Below are 17,511 nucleotides of genomic sequence, written 5' to 3'. Positions count from 1 at the left end.
GTCATTTTTTGTATGCGTCTTTGTAGGAAGTCCATTCTTCATAAGGAAAAATATGTTTCAAATTATTACACACCTTTTCCTGCGAGATATAGACATCTGCTAATGTTGTTTTTGTTTTTAAATCTTTTTCTGACATAGGAGTCAGCGTATGTTTTTTTAAATCCTGTTTCTTATAATACGGAGCAAAATAAAAGAGGTTATCAGTCTGCTTTTCCCTTTCACATACTTTTGTCACGAGTTGATGAGTCATTTTGTGATGAATGTGTCCGTATTCACCATCGGCATTATGGGTTGTAATGCTTTCCCATTTTTTTTCTTTTACATAATGTGTGATTACTTCTTCAATCTGCTCTTTTGATTTTTTCCAGTTATCCCGTTTCCCATGTGTTTTATCCGGAAAATCCAAAATAACTCCTTCGTTTTTTGATAAGTCCAGCATCGCATTGAATTCTGCTCTTCTGACGGAATTATTTTGATTTGTCAGACAAACAATAAAATATCCGCCTTTCGAAATATGTTTACCGCCAAAAATAGTTTCATCGTCGGGGTGTGCGACAATCATCAGTTTTTTTGCCTGCTTGGTCGGTTCTTTCATCTCTTCCTTCTGACAGCCGGACAGAACAAAGAGAGAAGCAATAAGACAGGAGACAAAGACCTTTTTTAGGATACCCATGGTTTATTACTCTCCTTTATAATGTAAATTGGACGATTTTTGTTTTCCATATAATCTTTGGAAACGTACTGACCGAGAATGGACACAAAAATCATTTGAATGCTGCTTAACACAAGTATAAGTAGAGTGATGGCAAGAAGACCGTTAAACTTGTGGTGGAAGAATAACGTATCTACCCCGATATATCCTGCCAAAATAAATGAAATCACCAGTAAAAAAGAACCAAACATTCCCGAAATCATAAGAGGTTTTGTGGAGAAGGAGAAAATACCTTCGCAGGCATAGGCAAACAGACTTCGCAATGTCCACTTTGTTTCCCCGGCTATTCGCTCCACATTGTGAAATTCAACCCATTTTGTCTCAAATCCGACGAAAGAAAAAAGCCCTTTCATATAGCGGTTGTATTCTTTCATCTCTAAAATAGCATTTACCATCTGACGTGACATCATACGGAAATCGCCTGCGCCATCACTCATATCCATGTGAGTAAGGCGCTGGATAACGCGATAGAAAGAGTGAGAGAGGAAGTTTCTTACTTTTCCTTCTCCGGTACGATCCAATCTTTTTCCTGCGCAGCAGTCGTATCCTTCTTTGTCAACGGAATAAAACATATCTTTTAACAATGAGGGCGGGTGCTGTAAATCTGCGTCCATAATGACACAGTAGTCGCCGTCTGCATGAGATAAGCCGGCATACATTGCTGCTTCTTTTCCGAAATTACGTGAAAAAGAAAAGTAGGATATGTGTGAATCCTTTATGGCAAGAAGTTTTATAACATCAATTGTATGGTCTTTACTTCCGTCGTTGACAAAAAGCAATTCATAATCTGCATCTTCAATTTCCCGGAGAACCTTTGTCACTTCCCTGTGAAAAAGAGGAAGTGAATCTTCTTCATTATAGCATGGAACAATTACACTAATTTTCTTCATAAAGCATACCCCCTTTTTCCTCAGTAAAAATTTTATATTTGCACAAAACGTAGTTTGCTAAAACTGTAATCACACTCACGACCAATTTGGCGATGAGAGAGTGAATGAGTAATTGCTGTATGCAGATATACAGAAGAACATTTTCAATCAGTAAGGTCAGAAGCCTCATTGAAAAGAAAGAGAGCGCTTCTCTGTCTGATTTCTCCGTTTTCTGAAATACAAAATATTTATTTGCGTAAAAGGCGAACAGAACGGCAAAAATCCATGCTACCGTGTTTGCAAACAAATAATGCTTTTGAAAAAAGAATAAAAATCCGATATAAACTAAATAATTAATCGCTGTTGTGCAGCCACCGATAAAACAGTAGCGTATAAATTCTGTTAATATTTTCTTTTCCATAACAATTTCTCCTCATAAATAAAAAGTATAATAAATATTACCAGTGAAATACCGCTTATCATAAGTCCCAACCGTTTTGCCGGAGCATGAAAAACAATGGAAATATCATGTTTTCCCTCTTTAATGGGAAATCCTACAAAACAGGTATTTACTTTTTCGACAGGTATTTTCTGTCCGTCCATATAAGCGGTGAACCCTTTTTCATATGGTATAGATGTAATCAGGTAGCCTTCCTTTGAGACCGTAACATTTCCCTTTAATACTTCCCTGTCAATTGGTTTCTCTAAATTTACGGTATCGACAGACTGATTTCTTTTTTGAATGTTCCCGTAAGGAAGAGAATATAAGTTCACATTTTTAATGTGATAGTTTCCTTTGGAAGCGGATATACGTAATTCCCTTATCGGCTGGTTGGACGAAAGAATATAAGTGAAAGTTGTGTTATTGTTCGGATAATTTGCGTATTTCCCTGATAGTTTGTTTCGTATTCCGTTAATATCAATGACAACTTCCCGTCCGTCTTTTCTGCTGATGTCAAAGGAAAGGAGAAGAACGGTGTTCTTGTATGTTTTTGGCAGGCGGACGATTTTCTTTCTGTTTCGTTTGCCGTCTATTGCCAGAGAAAAGTTCTCTTTTTTTGTCCTTTTTTGAAAATCTGTCTTATCGGTATCCACAACTGCCGATTGGGACAAGACATCTATATTTTCAGGGTAGGATAGTTTCTCGAACTGTCTTTTATCATAAAGACTGTCCGTCACATAGGCGGGAGGCATGGCGTCCTTTGTCCTTGCCAGTACGGTTTCCTTTTTTTCTTCAAGAATTTCATATCCTATCGGAAGCGTTTCCTTTCTTGTTTCCATAGTCGTTACATTCATTAGAAGTTGAAACAAAACATTCGGATTAGAAGAAAGAACTACCCGGTTGCGAATGCTCATAGGGTTTCGCATATAATCATAATAAAATGTGTTATATTCTCCGTTGGACAGGGAAGAATACATAGTTGTTTTATAGGTATCCGGACTGAAAATGTGATTTACATTTAAAAGTCCTGTAGTTGTGTCCAAAAATCTTCCCGGATAAGCAGAGCAAAGGTCTGCCAGTTCATTGTCGCTAAAAACAGTCTTTTCTTTTTGAGGATAGACCTCATTCGCATTCAATCGTACACAGATGATGAAAGGAAGAACGCAGGCAAGAAGTAAATAACGTGTGTTCTTTTTCCGATAAAAAAGAAGAAGGAGAAAGAGCGCGACAACAACGTCTAACAGTAATGGAACTTCCTCTTTTTTGTGATCAAACAGATAAATGGTAACTACAGGTATGCATGCTAAAAGGAGAGGAGAAAAATGTATTTTTTTCTCCGAATGATACATTTCCTGTAATGTTTTTGCAAAGGCATATAAAATAAACGGCAGAAAAACGAGATAAACCTTATACCTCACATATAGTGTTCCGTTCAATAAGTAGGAGACAAGGTTACTGCATAAGCAGATTAAAAGGATAATCCCCATTTTCTTTGTCCGTTTATATTGTAAAGACAGAATCAATACAAACAGAACGATAATTGTAAGTCCGGCGCCGTAGGAATAATATAAAAGTCCTTTGAGCGATGGGGTGATTCCGAATATTTCTATAGGAGAGAGTGTACTCCCTCTGTCTTTTTGGATATGGAGCATATAGTAGGCTGTCGGCAGCAGAAGAACTGCGCACATGCCGATGCCGAGTGAAATCGCTCCGATAAATTTTACGAGAACACTTTTCTGTTCTTTTAGTTTTATTTTTCCGTTTATGTTTTCTAAACGTAAAAGAAAATAGCCGGTACATAAAATAATTGCAGTTACACTGAAAAAATAACTGTGCAGTATAACAAGTGCTATTGATAAAGAAATCCATCGTATTTTCTTTGTCTGCAAGAAGTTATCAATGGCAATTAAAGTACAAAACAGATACGGAGTGTAATTGACAAACATAATCTGTCTGTGACTTTGGAACAGAAGAGATGATGTGGCGAGCAAAATTGCCGAGACAAAACAAATCTCTTTTTCTATATTCTGCTTTCTTAACCAGTAATAACAAAGATTGATACTTGCGACAAATTCTAAAAGGATATAAGTGACAACGATATATTCCATCTCTACGGAAGGTATCAGATAACTGACAAGCACGTCCAAACGGAAAAGTCCGTAGTAGGAAAGAGCATAAATATTGACTCCCCCTCCTAAATGGGCTGCATAGTCAGGAAAAAACTGACCGTTTTCAAAGAAAAGTGTGCGGAAATAATCCGCTATTTTAATGTGTTGCTGCACCCAGTCCGTTGTAGAACCGAATGAAGAATTGTTTGGCCAAATGATAAAAATAAGGCAGCAGGAAAAAAATGTTAAAAGTATATAAGGATAATTTTTTTGTAATTTTCTCATGTAGTCCCCCTCCATCTATTTTCTTATTATGACAGATGAATCTTAAGAACGGATTGAATGAAATGAAGAATATTCTTAAAAATCGACATATATTTCTTAAAACTTCTTAAGAAATGAATCTTTATACCCGCAGAGGAAGAAAATATGTATAATAAGATAGGAGGACACAATATGAATGAGAAAAATATATTAAGACAATTAGATTTACTCTTTGCAGAAAAGAAAATTTATGAAGTAGAGCCTTTTTTACATAATTGTATCCTGCAGGCGAAACAGGAGAAGGATAAAGAAACACTTCTGACGTTGTATAATGAATTGACAGGATATTATAGAAGTGTCGGCCGGACAAGAGAGGCAATCGAAAGCGGAGAACAGGCGGACAAACTGATTGCAGAATTAGACTTGACGGGTACTGAGTTTCACGCAACAACTCTTGTGAATACGGCGACGGCATATCGGGCAGGAGAACATTATGAGCGGGCGTTGGAACTTTATCAGCGAGCAGAAAAAATATACAAAAAAGTATCGAATTACCCGGATATAAAAAGGGCAGGGCTTTATAACAATATGAGTATGGCATATCAGGGGAAGAACCAGTGTGATAAAGCGATTACTTACTTATATAAAGCGCTGGAAATTATAAAAGCACTGCCTGAATACAGAGTGGAGACGGCATCGACATATACAAATCTCTCGACAGTATATTTTGAGTTGGAGGAATATGAAAAAGGAATCACTGCTTTACAGGAGGCTTTAAAACTATATGAAGAGGAAGAAACAAAAGACTCTCACTATTCGGCCCTGCTGGCATCTTTAGCACACGGATATTATCTGAAAAAAGATTATGGACAATCTGTTGCGTATTATACAAACGCATTAAAAGAGATATTGGAACACTATGGAGAGTGCGAAAATTATGCTATTACATGTGAAAATTGTGCGATTGTATTGGAGGAAAGCGGATATGGTAAGCAGGCGCAGTATCTTCGCCAAAAGGCTTGGGCAGCGCGAGTAAAACAGAAAAAGGGAATGGAAATTTCACGCATGTATTATGAAATGTTTGGAGAGAAAATGCTGAAAGAAAAATTCCCTAAATATTTTGATAAGATAACGGTGGGACTTATGGGACATGGTTCAGAATGTTTTGGATTTGATGATACGTTTTCCAGGGATCATGATTTTGGACCTGCATTTTGTATCTGGCTTGAGGAAGAGGATTATAAAAAAATAGGAAGCGATGTACAGAGAGAATATGAAAGACTTCCGAAAGCGTTTGGGAATCTGCCGCCACGGGAAATTACAACTCATGGAAAGAACAGAGTGGGCGTACTAAATGTAAGTACGTTTTATGAGGAGTTTCTCGGAAAAGAATTATATGAAGTTTTGTTATATCCGGATAAACATACGAAAGAAGAAAAAGAGCGGGCGTGGTTTTCCGTATCTGAAACGGCATTGGCACAGGTGACTGCCGGTGAACTCTTTAAAGATGGAGAGGGAAGATTTTCGTATGTGCAAAAAGAGTTGAAAAAAGGTTATCCACGTGAAGTGTGGATTCGCAAAATCGCGCAGATGACCGCGCTGACCGCGCAGGCGGGACAATACAATTATCTCCGGTGCGTAAAAAGAGGAGAGTATGCGGCGGGGGAAATGGCGCTTCGCGAATTTGTACAGGCCGGGTGTAATCTGATTTATCTGTTGAATAACACATTTATGCCTTATTATAAATGGGTATTTAGAAAAATGGAAAATCTTCCGAAATTGTCGGAAGCAAAAGTTTGGTTTGATAAATTATTTTCTGTGCAGACACCCGAAGAAAAAAGTTTTATTATAGAGAAAATTTGTGCTATGATTTTGCAGGAGTTAAAAGAACAGCAGTTGACAGAAGGGGAGGAAGACTTTCTTGAATGTCATGTGGAAAGAATATTACGGAGGGAAAACAAGATGTATGTAATAGAAGAGATTGTAAAGTTAGAGTGGACAATGTTTCAAAAAGTGAGGAATACAGGAGGTCGCGCTTCCTGCCAGGACGATTTTGATACATTTGATATTATGAGAAAAAGTCAGTTTTCCGTGTGGAACGGGGAATTACTAAATTCCTATTATAAAGATTTGAAAGAGGGAGAAAAATGCGGGCGTAATTTAGTTATGGAAAAATACGCCTATATGATGGAGAGTGCGTCGAAAGAAGAGTACGATGGGATTAAGGAGAACCTTCCTGCAGTTGGGGAACAAAAACTTAAAATAATAGAAGGAATTATTCCGATACAGGTGGAGTGGAGAGAAGAGTTCGCAAAAAAATATCCCCATTTATCAGGGCAGGCGAGATTGATTCACACCTCGGAAGATGAGATGAATAATATTTCTTTTGAAACTTATCTGAGAGGAGAGTTAAAAACATATTCGATGGAAACTCTTGTCAGATATGCGGCGATGGTTGTAGAGTTTGCAAAGAAAGAGATAAATATGGTGGAGGAAATTATGCGTCAGACGACGGAGTATTACGGATATACAACGATGGAAGAGGCTGAACAAAAACAGATGATGTAGAAAAAAGCGTTATGCGGTCAATGATTTAAGTGACTGCATAACGCTTTTGTATTAGTTATCTACTTCAGAATTATCCACAGAGTAAGTCTGGCGTTTTCTTGCCATTTCATCACTTGCGAGATATTCATCGTAAGTTGTGATTTTGTCGATTAATTTACCGCCCGGAACAATTTCCATAATACGGTTTGCGGTTGTCTGCACAATCTGGTGGTCACGGGAAGCAAATAAAATCACACCCGGGAATTTGATCAATCCGTTGTTTAAGGCAGTGATGGATTCCATATCCAGGTGGTCAGTCGGCTCGTCTAAAATTAAGATGTTTGCCCCTGAAATCATCATCTTAGATAAGAGACATCGTACCTTTTCTCCACCGGAAAGAACTTTTACCTTCTTCACACCGTCTTCTCCGGCAAAGAGCATTCTGCCCAAGAAACCGCGAACATAAGTTGCATCTTTGTTCTCTGAATATTGTGTAAGCCAGTCAACGATTGTGTAATCGTTGTCAAATTCTTTAGAACTGTCTTTAGGGAAGTATGCCTGTGTAGTCGTAACACCCCATTTATAAGTACCTTCATCGGCTTCCATTTCACCGGCTAAAATTTTGAATAATACTGTTTTGGCAAATTCATTTCCGCCGACGAATGCAACTTTTTCCTCACGTGTAATTGTAAAGGAAAGGTTGTCCAAAACTTTTACACCGTCAATTGTTTTGGAAAGGTTTTCAACCGTAAGAACTTCGTTTCCGATTTCGCGGTTTGGTCTGAAGTCGATGTAAGGATATTTACGACTGGAAGGACGAATATCGTCAAGTTGAATTTTTTCCAAAGCCTTTTTACGTGATGTAGCCTGTTTGGATTTTGAAGCGTTGGCGCTGAAACGGGAAATAAATTCCTGTAATTCTTTGATTTTTTCTTCTTTCTTGCGGTTTGCTTCTTTCATCTGACGGATAATTAACTGGCTTGATTCATACCAGAAGTCATAGTTACCTGCGTAAAGTTGGATTTTACCGTAGTCAATATCAGCAATCTGTGTACATACTTTATTCAAGAAATATCTGTCGTGAGATACAACGATAACCGTATTTTCAAAGTTGATTAAAAATTCTTCCAACCATGCAATAGCGTCTAGATCCAAGTGGTTTGTAGGCTCGTCGAGAAGAAGAATGTCAGGGTTTCCAAACAAAGCCTGAGCGAGAAGTACTTTGACTTTCTCGGCACCTGTCAAGTCTCTTAAGTATTTGTAGTGTAAATCTGTCTCGATTCCAAGACCGTTCAATAAAGTTGCAGCATCAGATTCCGCTTCCCAACCGTTCATGGAAGCAAACTCGCCTTCCAATTCACTGGCTTTCATGCCGTCTTCGTCAGTGAAATCTTCTTTAGCGTAAATTTCTTCTTTTTCTTTCATAATCTCATACAATCTTGCATTTCCCATAATAACGGTATCAAGTACAAGATAATCATCATATTTAAAGTGATCCTGCTGCAAGAAAGAAAGACGTTCGCCCGGGGAAATAACTACTTCACCGCTTGTCGGTTCAATTTGTCCTGAGAGGATTTTTAAGAAAGTAGATTTTCCCGCACCGTTAGCTCCGATCATTCCGTAGCAGTTGCCGGCGGTGAATTTAATATTTACATCTTCAAATAAGGCTTTTTTGCCAAGACGCAATGTGACATTATTTGCACTAATCATAATGGACTCTCCTTTATTTTAAAATATTGTTTCCTAATAATAATTATTCCAACGCTTATCTTAGCATGAGAGCAGTAAAATGGCAAGGTTTACAAAAGTTTTGATGAGAAAAACTATAATTCTAAAAATAAAGTAAAATTTGAAAAATATGTTTGCACGAAAGAAAAATGGGTATATAATTTAGAAAAATAAAAAAATGGGGAGTGATATAGATGAAAAAAGGAACTTTGATTTTGGAAGGCGGAGCAGTAAGGGGAGTGTTTACATCAGGAGTGTTGGACTACCTCATGGAAAAGGATTTGTATTTCTCCCATGTCGTAGGTGTTTCTGCGGGGACTTGTAATGGAGTAAACTATGTTTCCCGACAAATTGAGAGAACGAAAAAGTGCATGATACATCAGGAAGACGAGTACGATTATTACATGGGAATACGGAAGTTTATTAAAGAAAAAAGCCTGCTTAATATGGATATGATTTTTGATAAATTTCCAAATGAGATTTTTCCTTTTGACTATGATACTTATTTTAACTCGGATATATATACGGAATGGGTAACAACTAACTGCCTTACGGGAAAGGCGGAATATATGGATTCGAGAGATAGTAAGGAGCAGTTGATGAAAATCTGCCGTGCTTCCAGCAGCATGCCTCTGATTTCGCCGATTGTCAATATAGATGGAATTCCATATTTGGACGGTGGATTATCGGATTCCATTCCAATAAGAAGAGCGATGAAGTATGGCAATAAAAAAATGGTCATTGTCCTGACGAAAAATAAAGGTTACAGAAAGAAATTCGTCACAAAAGCGAAGAGGAAACTGTATGAGTCAGCCTACAAAAAATATCCCGAACTTGTAAAAACGCTGATAAAACGTCCTGTAATATATAATCGGACAATGGATAAGATTGAGCAGTTGGAAGAAGAAGGAAAAATATTTGTGATTCGTCCGGAAGTTGCAATGATTTCCAGATTGGAAAGAAATATGGAAAAATTAGAAGAATTTTACAGACATGGCCATGAGGAAATGGAAAGAAGATATGATGAGTTGACAGAATATCTTGGATAGAGCGGATAACTATGGAAGGGGAATGCGGTGAGTCGCATTCCCTTTTTAACTTATCTCTCGTACAATACTTCCTGCAAATACAAACCTTTTGCGTCACACGGTGAACTTGCCTGCACGGAAGATTCCGGGTTAAAAATATCCTCTATCTCTTCTTTTTTGCGGTTTCCAAGTCCAATGTCAATTAAAGTGCCGATAACCATACGAGCCATGTTGTGCAGAAAATCGTTGGCATGTAATGTGATTTGAATTTCCTCATCATCAGTATAAATATCGATGTCGTATATTTCTTTGACAGTCGATTTGCTTTTCTTTACTGTGGAAAAATTTTTGAAATCATGTTTACCGACAAGAAGAAGGGCGGCCTGTTTCATGACATCGACATCAGGTTTTTTGAAAACATAATAAGTATATTTGCGTTCAAAAACACTCGGCACTTCTCCGATTGCCATGCGGTACATATAAATCTTTGATGTGGCGTTTAAAGAAGCATGAAAACGTTCCGGTTTTTCCTCAATATCGGTAACGGCAATGTCCATCGGAAGATAGCGGTTTAAATACTGTTTGATTTCCCCAAGTTTCATGTCGGAAGTTGTCTTGAAGTTGACAATTTGCGCGTATGCGTGTATACCGACTTCAGTTCTTGCACCGCAGAAAAGTTCCACGTCTTCGTTTGTCATTTTTTTAATTACTTCTATGATTTTATTCGCAATCGTATTGGAAGACTCATTTTTGCCAAGTCTCTGCCAGCCCTGGTAGCGGCTTCCGTCATATTCAAGTGTTAATTTTATATTTCGCATTGTAAAGAACTCCTTTGTACATTGAATTTGTTTCAGTATAACAGATTTTTATAAGAAATGTCGATTTTATTTTTTCTTTAGTGCCGATTGAATCATTTGTGCTGTTTTGTCGATGCGAGCCTGTTCATCGGAAGTTTTTCCCTCTTTCATTAAATCCATAATAAAAGTAATTTCATCAGTGGAGAAACGTATTCCCTTTTTATTTGCAGTCATAATCAATGAAAGCAAAATAGGGGCTAAATCATTTCCTGATTTTCCTTTTGTTTTTGTAATAACTGTTTTCATTAATTCTAATTTGACGGGATCGATTTGTTTCAATTCCGGGCGGTTCAGCCAATCTTCCATATTAAGAATCTCCTTCCTCATTTTGATTATCTTCATTTTCCTGAAACATCGTACTGTACATCTCAAACATATTCTGCTGTTCCGGTGTGAGCATCTCTTTTACCATATCCATTGGATTGAAAGTTCCCGCGTCAGAAGACATTTGCTCCATAGTGGAGAGCATCTGCATCATATTAAATACATTTAAAATAGAGTCTATTGAATTTCTCTCCGTTTCGGACAGATAGGGACGAATTTCGTCAATAATATCCAGAGGGGAAGAGATGGTTTTTTCAAAGGTCTGAGTATGTATGTTTTGATGAGTCTGACGAAACATGGTCATCGTACGCTTCAATTCCAGAAATTTCACATAGACTGCCAGCATATGTTGGTTCGCCGGAGGTGTATAAGGAATGATTAATTTCATCATTTGCAATTCTTTCGATGAAATGATCCTGTCAAAGGGCGTCATTTTATCTGTTATCGTTTCGTCCATTAGCACTCCTTAAAAATGTAACGTTGTAGATATATATGAATAAAAAATCAAAAATATGAAATGCTCATATAGTAATAACAGGAGAGTGAAAGGAGCGAAAAGAAATGAGAAAACTGATTATTGACGGAAATGCGGTATATGAACTGGACGAAAACTGTATGCTTAAGAAAAAACTTTCAGAAAAACAAAACGAGGGAGAAAAAAAGAATTTGCAAAACAAAAAAAAGGAAGAACAAAACTCATAATATTAAATATTATTTGTGCAATCTCGACAAAAAAATGATGATGCTTTCGTAAAAAATACAACTTGCCTATATTGTTACAATATGATATAGTTAAAAAAGATAATCGAGAGTGCAGATAATAGTGTGTTACTGATAAGCAGGCATAAACTATTCCGTAGTTCAATTGCATAATAGTGGCGGTTGGATTATTAGAATATGTTTATGTCTTTTTTAATTGAAGAAGTGAAGGAGTTCGGTTCATGTATCAAATTATAAAATTGTTGAATAACAATGCCTTTCTTGCGAAACACGATGAGGGTGAAAGAATCTTAGTGGGAAAAGGGATTGGGTTTGGAAAAAAACCAGGCGATACATTTACTGCAATCAAAGATGCGAAGATCTACACTTTGGCAGTCAGGGAAAATGAACGTTCGGTAATCAATGCTGTGAAAGGTATTGAACCAAAATATTTAGAGGCGGCAGAACGGGTTATTGATGAAGCGCAAGTCGTTTTCAAAACAATCAATCCGGATATATTGATTCCGTTAGCGGATCATATTGCGTTTGCAGCGAAGAGAGCAGAGGAGAATATTTATCTTCCAAATCCTTTTATTGCAGATATTAAAGCGTTGTTTGGGAAAGAGTATACAGTGGTTGTAAAAAGCCGTGAAATTATTGAAGAGATGACGGGCTACAGAATTACAGATGACGAGGCGGGATTTATTGCATTGCACGTTCACTCGGGATTGTCTGATGCGGAAGTGTCAGAGACACTTAAGATTACACAAATTATTGATGAATGTATGTTGGATATAGAAAAGATGCTTGATCAGCATATCAGCCGTGAATCATTGGGCGGCATCAGGCTGATGAGTCATCTGTATTATATGATTGCAAGATCTAAGGCAAAAGAAAAAATCAATATAGATTTGAATCAATTTGTTGAGGAAAAGTATGCAAAAGCAGGCATGATTGCACGCCACATATGCAGAGAAGTGGAAAGAAAATTAGAAGTGCCGGTTATAAGAGAAGAAGAAGGTTTTCTTGCGGTACATATTCAAACGATCATTATTCCATAAATGATATACAAAAAGAGTTAAAAAGGAGTTAAGAACAATGAAAAAATTTGAGTACACAATTAAAGATGAATTAGGAATTCATGCGAGACCGGCAGGAATGCTTGCGAAAGAAGCAAAGAACTATACGAGTGTAATTACAATTACAAAAGAGGGTAAATCAGCAGAGGCAACAAGACTTATGGCAGTTATGTCATTGGCGGTAAAATGTGGACAGACTGTGGAAGTTTCTGTAGAGGGTGAAGACGAAGATACAGCATTTGAAGGTGTGAAAGCATTTTTTGAAGCAAATTTATAAGATTTACAAGAGGCGATGGAAACAGGAAATATGGAATGTTTAAAAGGAAAATCAGTTTATAAAGGAATTGCTCTCGGTAAGATTTCCGTGTTAAAGAAAAATGACTACGTTGTCAAACGAACAAAGGCAGACGATGTAGAAGGGGAAATCGGGAGAGTGAGTCAGGCAAAAGAACTTGCCTGTGCCCAGTTACAGAAATTATATGAAAAGGCTTTAAAAGAAGTGGGAGAGGCGAGCGCTGCGATTTTTGAAGTGCATCAGATGATGTTGGACGATGCCGATTTTAACGAGGCAATTGAAAATATCATACGCACTCAGGAAGTGAATGCTGAATACGCGGTTGCTTCCGCAGGAGACAGTTTTTCAGAGATGTTTGCAAGTATGGACGATGATTACATGCGTGCAAGAGCGGCAGACATTAAAGATATTTCAGAAAGACTTGTACAAAACCTTATCGGCGGCGAAGAAAATGATATGGACTTTGATGAGCCTGTAATTGTAGTTGCAGATGATTTGACTCCAAGTGAAACCGTGCAGATGGATAAAGAAAAAATACTTGCTTTTGTTACGGTACATGGTTCGACAAATTCCCATACGGCTATTTTAGCGCGTATGATGAATATTCCGGCGCTGATTGGCGTAGATATGAATTTAGAAGAGTTAAAGACAGGCATGGAAGCGGTTGTAGACGGTTTTGAAGGTGAGATGACTTTAGAGCCGACAGAAGAAGTGAGAAATGCCACTTTAACAAAAATTGCCGAAGAAGAAGAAAAAACAAGATTACTTTTAGAATTAAAGGGAAAAGAAAACATAACACTTGGCGGAAAGAAAATTGAAATTTACGCTAATATCGGAAGTGCTTCCGATGTGGGATATGTTTTGGAAAATGATGCAGGAGGAATCGGTTTATTTAGAAGTGAATTCTTATATATAGGCCGCAATGAACTTCCGAGCGAAGAAGAACAATTCCAGGCATACAAACAGGTTGCGCAGAATATGGCAGGCAAGAAAGTGATTATCAGAACATTGGATATTGGCGCTGATAAGCAGGCTGACTATCTGGACTTAGGTGAAGAAGAAAATCCTGCACTTGGTTACAGAGCAATCCGTATCTGCCTTTCACAGCCGGAAATCTTCAAAACACAATTAAGAGCAATTTTCAGAGCGTCCACATATGGCAATATTTCCATTATGTATCCGATGATTACATCTGTGGAGGAAGTGGAGAAGATTCAGCGGATTGTGGCAGAAGTAAAAAAAGAACTTTACGAATGCGATATTCCATATAAAGATGTGGAAGAGGGCGTGATGATAGAAACTCCTGCGGCGGTTATGATTAGCGATGAACTGGCTGAGATGGTAGATTTCTTCAGTATAGGTACAAATGATTTGACTCAGTATACACTTGCGATTGACCGTCAGAATGAAAAATTAGATTCTTTCTACAATCCGCATCATAAAGCCGTTCTGAAAATGATTCAGATGGTTGTAGACAATTCGCATAAAGCGGGTAAATGGACAGGAATCTGTGGGGAACTCGGTGCAGATACAGAGTTGACGGAAACATTTGTTAAAATGGGAGTAGATGAATTGTCAGTCGCTCCGTCCATGATTTTGAAATTGAGAAAAATCATTCGGGAAATGAAGTAAAGAAGAGGAGAAAGAAATGCTAGGTTCATTAAAAGAGAAATTAGGATTTGGTAAAAAAGGAGAAGTTTTATATGCTCCAATCGAGGGAGAGGCAATCGAACTTGCAAAAGTGAGTGATCCTACTTTTGGCGAAGAAATTTTAGGAAAAGGTATTGCGATTGTTCCGTCTGTTGGGAAAGTATATGCTCCAATTGATGCAACAATAGAAATGGTTTTTGATACAAAACATGCAATCTCAATGAAATCCGAGAGCGGAATTGAAATTCTTGTTCATGTAGGATTGGATACGGTTACATTGAAAGGTGAACCGTTCAAAGAACATGTGGCAGCCGGTGATAAGGTAAAAGTGGGAGATTTATTATTGGAATTTGACATTGAAGCAATCAAAAATGCAGGTTTAGAAGTAGTGTCTCCGGTAATTATCTGTAATACTGCTGATTATAGTGAAATCAAAACTACAACAGGAAAAACGGTAAATACGAAAGATGAAGTGATGACGATCATCAAATAGTACAGGTATTGAACTTCGTCATACGAGGTTTTATATAAGAGAAGATAATCATGAGAAATGAGAGAAAAGGAGGAAAGAGTTATGAAATATCTTCAAAAACTTGGTAAAGCATTAATGCTTCCAGTAGCATGCTTACCTATCTGTGGTATCCTTATGGGTATCGGGTACTTTTTATGTCCTGCAACTATGCAGGGTGGTGATATCAATGGTATGAAAGAAATCATTGGTATGTTTCTTGTTAAAGCAGGAGGAGCGTTAATTGATAACATGGCTATCCTGTTTGCAATCGGTGTTGGTGTTGGTATGTCAGACGATAATGATGGTACAGCAGGACTTGCTGCTATGGTATCTTGGTTAATGATTACAACACTTCTTTCAGAAGGTGTAGTAACAGTTATCAGACCATCAGTTGCTGAAAATGCAAAATATTTACTTGCATTCCAGAAAATTGCTAACCCATTTATCGGTATTATTTCCGGTATTATTGGTTCTACTTGCTACAACAAGTTCAAAGGAACAAAATTACCTTCATGGCTTGCATTCTTTAGTGGAAAACGTAGCGTAGCAATCGTTGCAGGTGTTGTTTCTATCTTGACATCAGCAGTATTGTTATTCGTATGGCCAATTATTTTCGCTGGTCTTGTTACAATTGGTGAATCAATCGTGAAATTAGATGCAGTAGGTGCTGGTATCTACGCATTCTTAAACCGTTTGTTAATCCCAACAGGTTTACATCACGCATTGAACAACGTATTCTGGTTTGATACAATCGGACTTGGTGATTTACAGGCATTCTGGGCTGGAAAAACATCAGCAGATGTTTCTTGGAGTTTAGGTATGTACATGTCAGGATTCTTCCCATGTATGATGTTTGGTGTTCCTGGTGCTGCTTTAGCTATGATTCACACAGCAAAAGACAACAAGAAAAAAGTTGCAATCGGTTTAGTTGCTTCAGCAGCTGTTTGTGCATTCCTTTGTGGTGTTACAGAACCATTCGAATTTGGTTTCATGTTCTTGGCACCGGCATTATATGTAGTATATGCTTTATTATACGGTATTTTCGTAGCAGTTACTGCAGCTTTAGGATTCCGTGCAGGATTTTTATTCTCAGCAGGTGCAACTGACTTATTCTTCTCATCTTCATTACCGGCTGCTCAGAAGACATGGATGATCATTCCTTTAGGTATTGCTGCATTCATTATCTTCTACGTAGTATTCCGTTTTGCTATCACAAAGTTTGATTTAAAAACTCCGGGTAGAGAAGACGATGATGATGTGGAAGCAGAATCAAAAGCAGTTTTAGCAAACAATGACTTTACAGAAGTTGCAAAAATCATCTTAGAAGGTTTAGGCGGAAAAGAAAACGTTACTTCTATTGATAACTGTATTACAAGACTTCGTCTTGAAGTTAAAGACAATACTTTAGTAAACGAAAAGAAAATTAAAACAGCAGGTGTTGCAGGTGTAATCCGTCCTGGAAAAACAAGCGTACAGGTAATCATCGGAACACAGGTACAGCACGTTGCAGATGAATTCAAATTATTATGTAAATAATTCCTATAATTAGGGAAAATACATAACCGGAGAATAAGGAAATGCAGGATAGCATTTCCTTATTCTTTTTACTTTGGAAGCAAGGAGGACAGTATGAAAAGCGTATTAGAATGTTGTGTAGATTCAGTGGAATCTGCCGTGGCAGCAAAAGCGGGAGGGGCAGACAGAATAGAATTGTGCAGTGGATTGGTTATCGGTGGGTTATCGCCATCAAAAGCACTGTTTCAGAAGATAAGAGAAACGGTGAATATACCAATCAGAACATTGCTGAGAACCAGATTTGGTGATTTCTGTTATACGGAGTATGAGCATGAAATATTAAAAGAGGAAGTGAGAATGTTTCGACAGTTAGGAGCAGACGGAGTTGTTATCGGAAGTCTTACACCGGACGGGAATCTGAATATGAATCAGATGAAAGAACTTATGGAAGAGGCGGGAGAAATGAAAGTGACTTTACACAGAGCATTTGATATGTGTAAAAATCCGCTGGAAACATTAGAACAGGCAAAAGAACTTGGAATTGATACAATACTGACGTCGGGGCAGAAGAATTGTGCGGCAGAAGGCACAGAACTTTTGAAACAGTTGGTGGAAAAAAGTGAAAATAAAATAGAAATTCTTGTTGGAGGCGGTGTTGACGGAAATGTAATCGAGTCTCTTTATAGAGAAACAAATGCAACATCATATCATATGTCAGGAAAACTCTCTCTGGAAAGTGAGATGCAATATAGAAATCCGGACGTAAATATGGGATTGGCTTCCATGAGTGAGTATGAGATATGGAGAACGAGTGAAGAGCGCGTTCGCAAGGCGAGAAGAGTTTTAGATAGTTTATAGAAAGCAGGGGAATTCGTGATGAATT

General features: G+C 37.7%; 17 protein-coding genes. 9 read left to right on the top strand and 8 right to left on the bottom strand.

All coding sequences use genetic code 11. The features are described from left to right. Position 1 precedes the first annotated feature (1 nt). From ACYQ35_RS07250 to ACYQ35_RS07235, 4 genes are read right to left on the bottom strand one after another with little or no spacing between them, the layout of a single operon-like run. On the bottom strand, positions 2-673 hold the full coding sequence (locus tag ACYQ35_RS07250; protein ID WP_009461077.1) for a PIG-L family deacetylase: 672 nt from the start codon (positions 671-673) through the stop codon (positions 2-4). After that, positions 661-1,602, bottom strand: a complete 942-nt coding sequence (locus ACYQ35_RS07245; protein ID WP_009461078.1) for a glycosyltransferase family 2 protein — start codon at positions 1,600-1,602, stop codon at positions 661-663. The genes ACYQ35_RS07250 and ACYQ35_RS07245 overlap by 13 nt, the downstream gene beginning before the upstream one ends. Next, complete coding sequence (locus tag ACYQ35_RS07240; RefSeq protein WP_459831709.1) at positions 1,589-2,002, bottom strand: GtrA family protein; 414 nt, start codon at positions 2,000-2,002, stop codon at positions 1,589-1,591. Before ACYQ35_RS07240 ends, ACYQ35_RS07245 begins: the two co-directional genes overlap by 14 nt. Then, on the bottom strand, positions 1,984-4,416 hold the full coding sequence (locus ACYQ35_RS07235) for a YfhO family protein (protein WP_459831706.1): 2,433 nt from the start codon (positions 4,414-4,416) through the stop codon (positions 1,984-1,986). The genes ACYQ35_RS07240 and ACYQ35_RS07235 overlap by 19 nt, the downstream gene beginning before the upstream one ends. A gap of 171 nt (positions 4,417-4,587) precedes the next feature. Between ACYQ35_RS07235 and ACYQ35_RS07230 the strand changes: the two genes are divergently transcribed. Next, positions 4,588-6,963 carry a DUF4125 family protein gene (locus tag ACYQ35_RS07230; RefSeq protein ID WP_009461232.1) on the top strand — a complete coding sequence of 792 codons (2,376 nt, stop codon included), beginning with the start codon at positions 4,588-4,590 and terminating at the stop codon, positions 6,961-6,963. Positions 6,964-7,014: 51 nt separating this feature from the next. On the opposite strand, the gene ACYQ35_RS07225 is transcribed toward ACYQ35_RS07230, so the two are convergent. After that, positions 7,015-8,652, bottom strand: a complete 1,638-nt coding sequence (locus ACYQ35_RS07225; RefSeq protein WP_009756890.1) for an ABC-F family ATP-binding cassette domain-containing protein — start codon at positions 8,650-8,652, stop codon at positions 7,015-7,017. Positions 8,653-8,864: 212 nt separating this feature from the next. On the opposite strand from ACYQ35_RS07225, the gene ACYQ35_RS07220 reads away from it, so the two are divergent. Next, positions 8,865-9,719, top strand: a complete 855-nt coding sequence (locus ACYQ35_RS07220) for a patatin-like phospholipase family protein (RefSeq protein ID WP_459831698.1) — start codon at positions 8,865-8,867, stop codon at positions 9,717-9,719. A gap of 50 nt (positions 9,720-9,769) precedes the next feature. Here the strand turns inward: ACYQ35_RS07220 and truA are convergent, their stop codons facing one another. The 3 genes from truA to ACYQ35_RS07205 all read right to left on the bottom strand — a co-directional run bounded on the left by truA (position 9,770) and on the right by ACYQ35_RS07205 (position 11,336). Next, on the bottom strand, positions 9,770-10,516 hold the full coding sequence (truA, locus tag ACYQ35_RS07215; RefSeq protein WP_459831695.1) for a tRNA pseudouridine(38-40) synthase TruA: 747 nt from the start codon (positions 10,514-10,516) through the stop codon (positions 9,770-9,772). 66 nt (positions 10,517-10,582) lie between these two features. Next, the gene (locus ACYQ35_RS07210) at positions 10,583-10,861 is read right to left on the bottom strand and encodes a hypothetical protein (protein ID WP_009756893.1); all 279 of its coding nucleotides are present in this window, start codon (positions 10,859-10,861) and stop codon (positions 10,583-10,585) included. Between the two features lies 1 nt (position 10,862). After that, positions 10,863-11,336 carry a hypothetical protein gene (locus ACYQ35_RS07205; protein WP_459831692.1) on the bottom strand — a complete coding sequence of 158 codons (474 nt, stop codon included), beginning with the start codon at positions 11,334-11,336 and terminating at the stop codon, positions 10,863-10,865. A 104-nt stretch (positions 11,337-11,440) separates the two neighbouring features. On the opposite strand from ACYQ35_RS07205, the gene ACYQ35_RS07200 reads away from it, so the two are divergent. From ACYQ35_RS07200 to ACYQ35_RS07170, 7 genes are all read left to right on the top strand, one after another. Next, the gene (locus ACYQ35_RS07200) at positions 11,441-11,581 is read left to right on the top strand and encodes a hypothetical protein (RefSeq protein WP_459831689.1); all 141 of its coding nucleotides are present in this window, start codon (positions 11,441-11,443) and stop codon (positions 11,579-11,581) included. A 239-nt stretch (positions 11,582-11,820) separates the two neighbouring features. Next, positions 11,821-12,639: a PRD domain-containing protein gene (locus ACYQ35_RS07195; protein WP_459831684.1), complete on the top strand. Its 819-nt coding sequence runs from the start codon at positions 11,821-11,823 to the stop codon at positions 12,637-12,639. A gap of 37 nt (positions 12,640-12,676) precedes the next feature. Continuing rightward, positions 12,677-12,934, top strand: coding sequence for an HPr family phosphocarrier protein (locus ACYQ35_RS07190; RefSeq protein WP_009756897.1), 258 nt, complete (start codon positions 12,677-12,679; stop codon positions 12,932-12,934). A gap of 30 nt (positions 12,935-12,964) precedes the next feature. Further along, entirely contained in the window at positions 12,965-14,584 is a 1,620-nt protein-coding gene (gene ptsP / locus ACYQ35_RS07185; RefSeq protein WP_459831772.1) for a phosphoenolpyruvate--protein phosphotransferase, read from the top strand. Positions 14,585-14,600: 16 nt separating this feature from the next. After that, positions 14,601-15,095 (top strand): PTS sugar transporter subunit IIA, encoded by a 495-nt coding sequence (locus ACYQ35_RS07180; RefSeq protein WP_459831679.1) that lies wholly within the window; start codon positions 14,601-14,603, stop codon positions 15,093-15,095. 81 nt (positions 15,096-15,176) lie between these two features. Continuing rightward, positions 15,177-16,649, top strand: a complete 1,473-nt coding sequence (gene nagE / locus ACYQ35_RS07175; protein ID WP_459831675.1) for an N-acetylglucosamine-specific PTS transporter subunit IIBC — start codon at positions 15,177-15,179, stop codon at positions 16,647-16,649. A gap of 93 nt (positions 16,650-16,742) precedes the next feature. Next, entirely contained in the window at positions 16,743-17,486 is a 744-nt protein-coding gene (locus tag ACYQ35_RS07170) for a copper homeostasis protein CutC (protein ID WP_459831672.1), read from the top strand. The last annotated feature ends 25 nt before the right edge of the window (positions 17,487-17,511 follow it).

It is taken from the genome of Faecalimonas hominis (assembly GCF_054660755.1).
Note: the sequence above shows the minus strand (reverse complement) of the source record. Positions and strands in the feature narration are given on the sequence as shown.

Coding starts and splice junctions, on each gene's coding strand:
- ACYQ35_RS07250 (WP_009461077.1), bottom strand. CDS start 673: ATGGGTATCCTAAAAAAGGTCTTTGTCTCCTGTCTTATTGCTTCTCTC.
- ACYQ35_RS07245 (WP_009461078.1), bottom strand. CDS start 1,602: ATGAAGAAAATTAGTGTAATTGTTCCATGCTATAATGAAGAAGATTCA.
- ACYQ35_RS07240 (WP_459831709.1), bottom strand. CDS start 2,002: ATGGAAAAGAAAATATTAACAGAATTTATACGCTACTGTTTTATCGGT.
- ACYQ35_RS07235 (WP_459831706.1), bottom strand. CDS start 4,416: ATGAGAAAATTACAAAAAAATTATCCTTATATACTTTTAACATTTTTT.
- ACYQ35_RS07230 (WP_009461232.1), top strand. CDS start 4,588: ATGAATGAGAAAAATATATTAAGACAATTAGATTTACTCTTTGCAGAA.
- ACYQ35_RS07225 (WP_009756890.1), bottom strand. CDS start 8,652: ATGATTAGTGCAAATAATGTCACATTGCGTCTTGGCAAAAAAGCCTTA.
- ACYQ35_RS07220 (WP_459831698.1), top strand. CDS start 8,865: ATGAAAAAAGGAACTTTGATTTTGGAAGGCGGAGCAGTAAGGGGAGTG.
- truA (WP_459831695.1), bottom strand. CDS start 10,516: ATGCGAAATATAAAATTAACACTTGAATATGACGGAAGCCGCTACCAG.
- ACYQ35_RS07210 (WP_009756893.1), bottom strand. CDS start 10,861: ATGGAAGATTGGCTGAACCGCCCGGAATTGAAACAAATCGATCCCGTC.
- ACYQ35_RS07205 (WP_459831692.1), bottom strand. CDS start 11,336: ATGGACGAAACGATAACAGATAAAATGACGCCCTTTGACAGGATCATT.
- ACYQ35_RS07200 (WP_459831689.1), top strand. CDS start 11,441: ATGAGAAAACTGATTATTGACGGAAATGCGGTATATGAACTGGACGAA.
- ACYQ35_RS07195 (WP_459831684.1), top strand. CDS start 11,821: ATGTATCAAATTATAAAATTGTTGAATAACAATGCCTTTCTTGCGAAA.
- ACYQ35_RS07190 (WP_009756897.1), top strand. CDS start 12,677: ATGAAAAAATTTGAGTACACAATTAAAGATGAATTAGGAATTCATGCG.
- ptsP (WP_459831772.1), top strand. CDS start 12,965: ATGGAATGTTTAAAAGGAAAATCAGTTTATAAAGGAATTGCTCTCGGT.
- ACYQ35_RS07180 (WP_459831679.1), top strand. CDS start 14,601: ATGCTAGGTTCATTAAAAGAGAAATTAGGATTTGGTAAAAAAGGAGAA.
- nagE (WP_459831675.1), top strand. CDS start 15,177: ATGAAATATCTTCAAAAACTTGGTAAAGCATTAATGCTTCCAGTAGCA.
- ACYQ35_RS07170 (WP_459831672.1), top strand. CDS start 16,743: ATGAAAAGCGTATTAGAATGTTGTGTAGATTCAGTGGAATCTGCCGTG.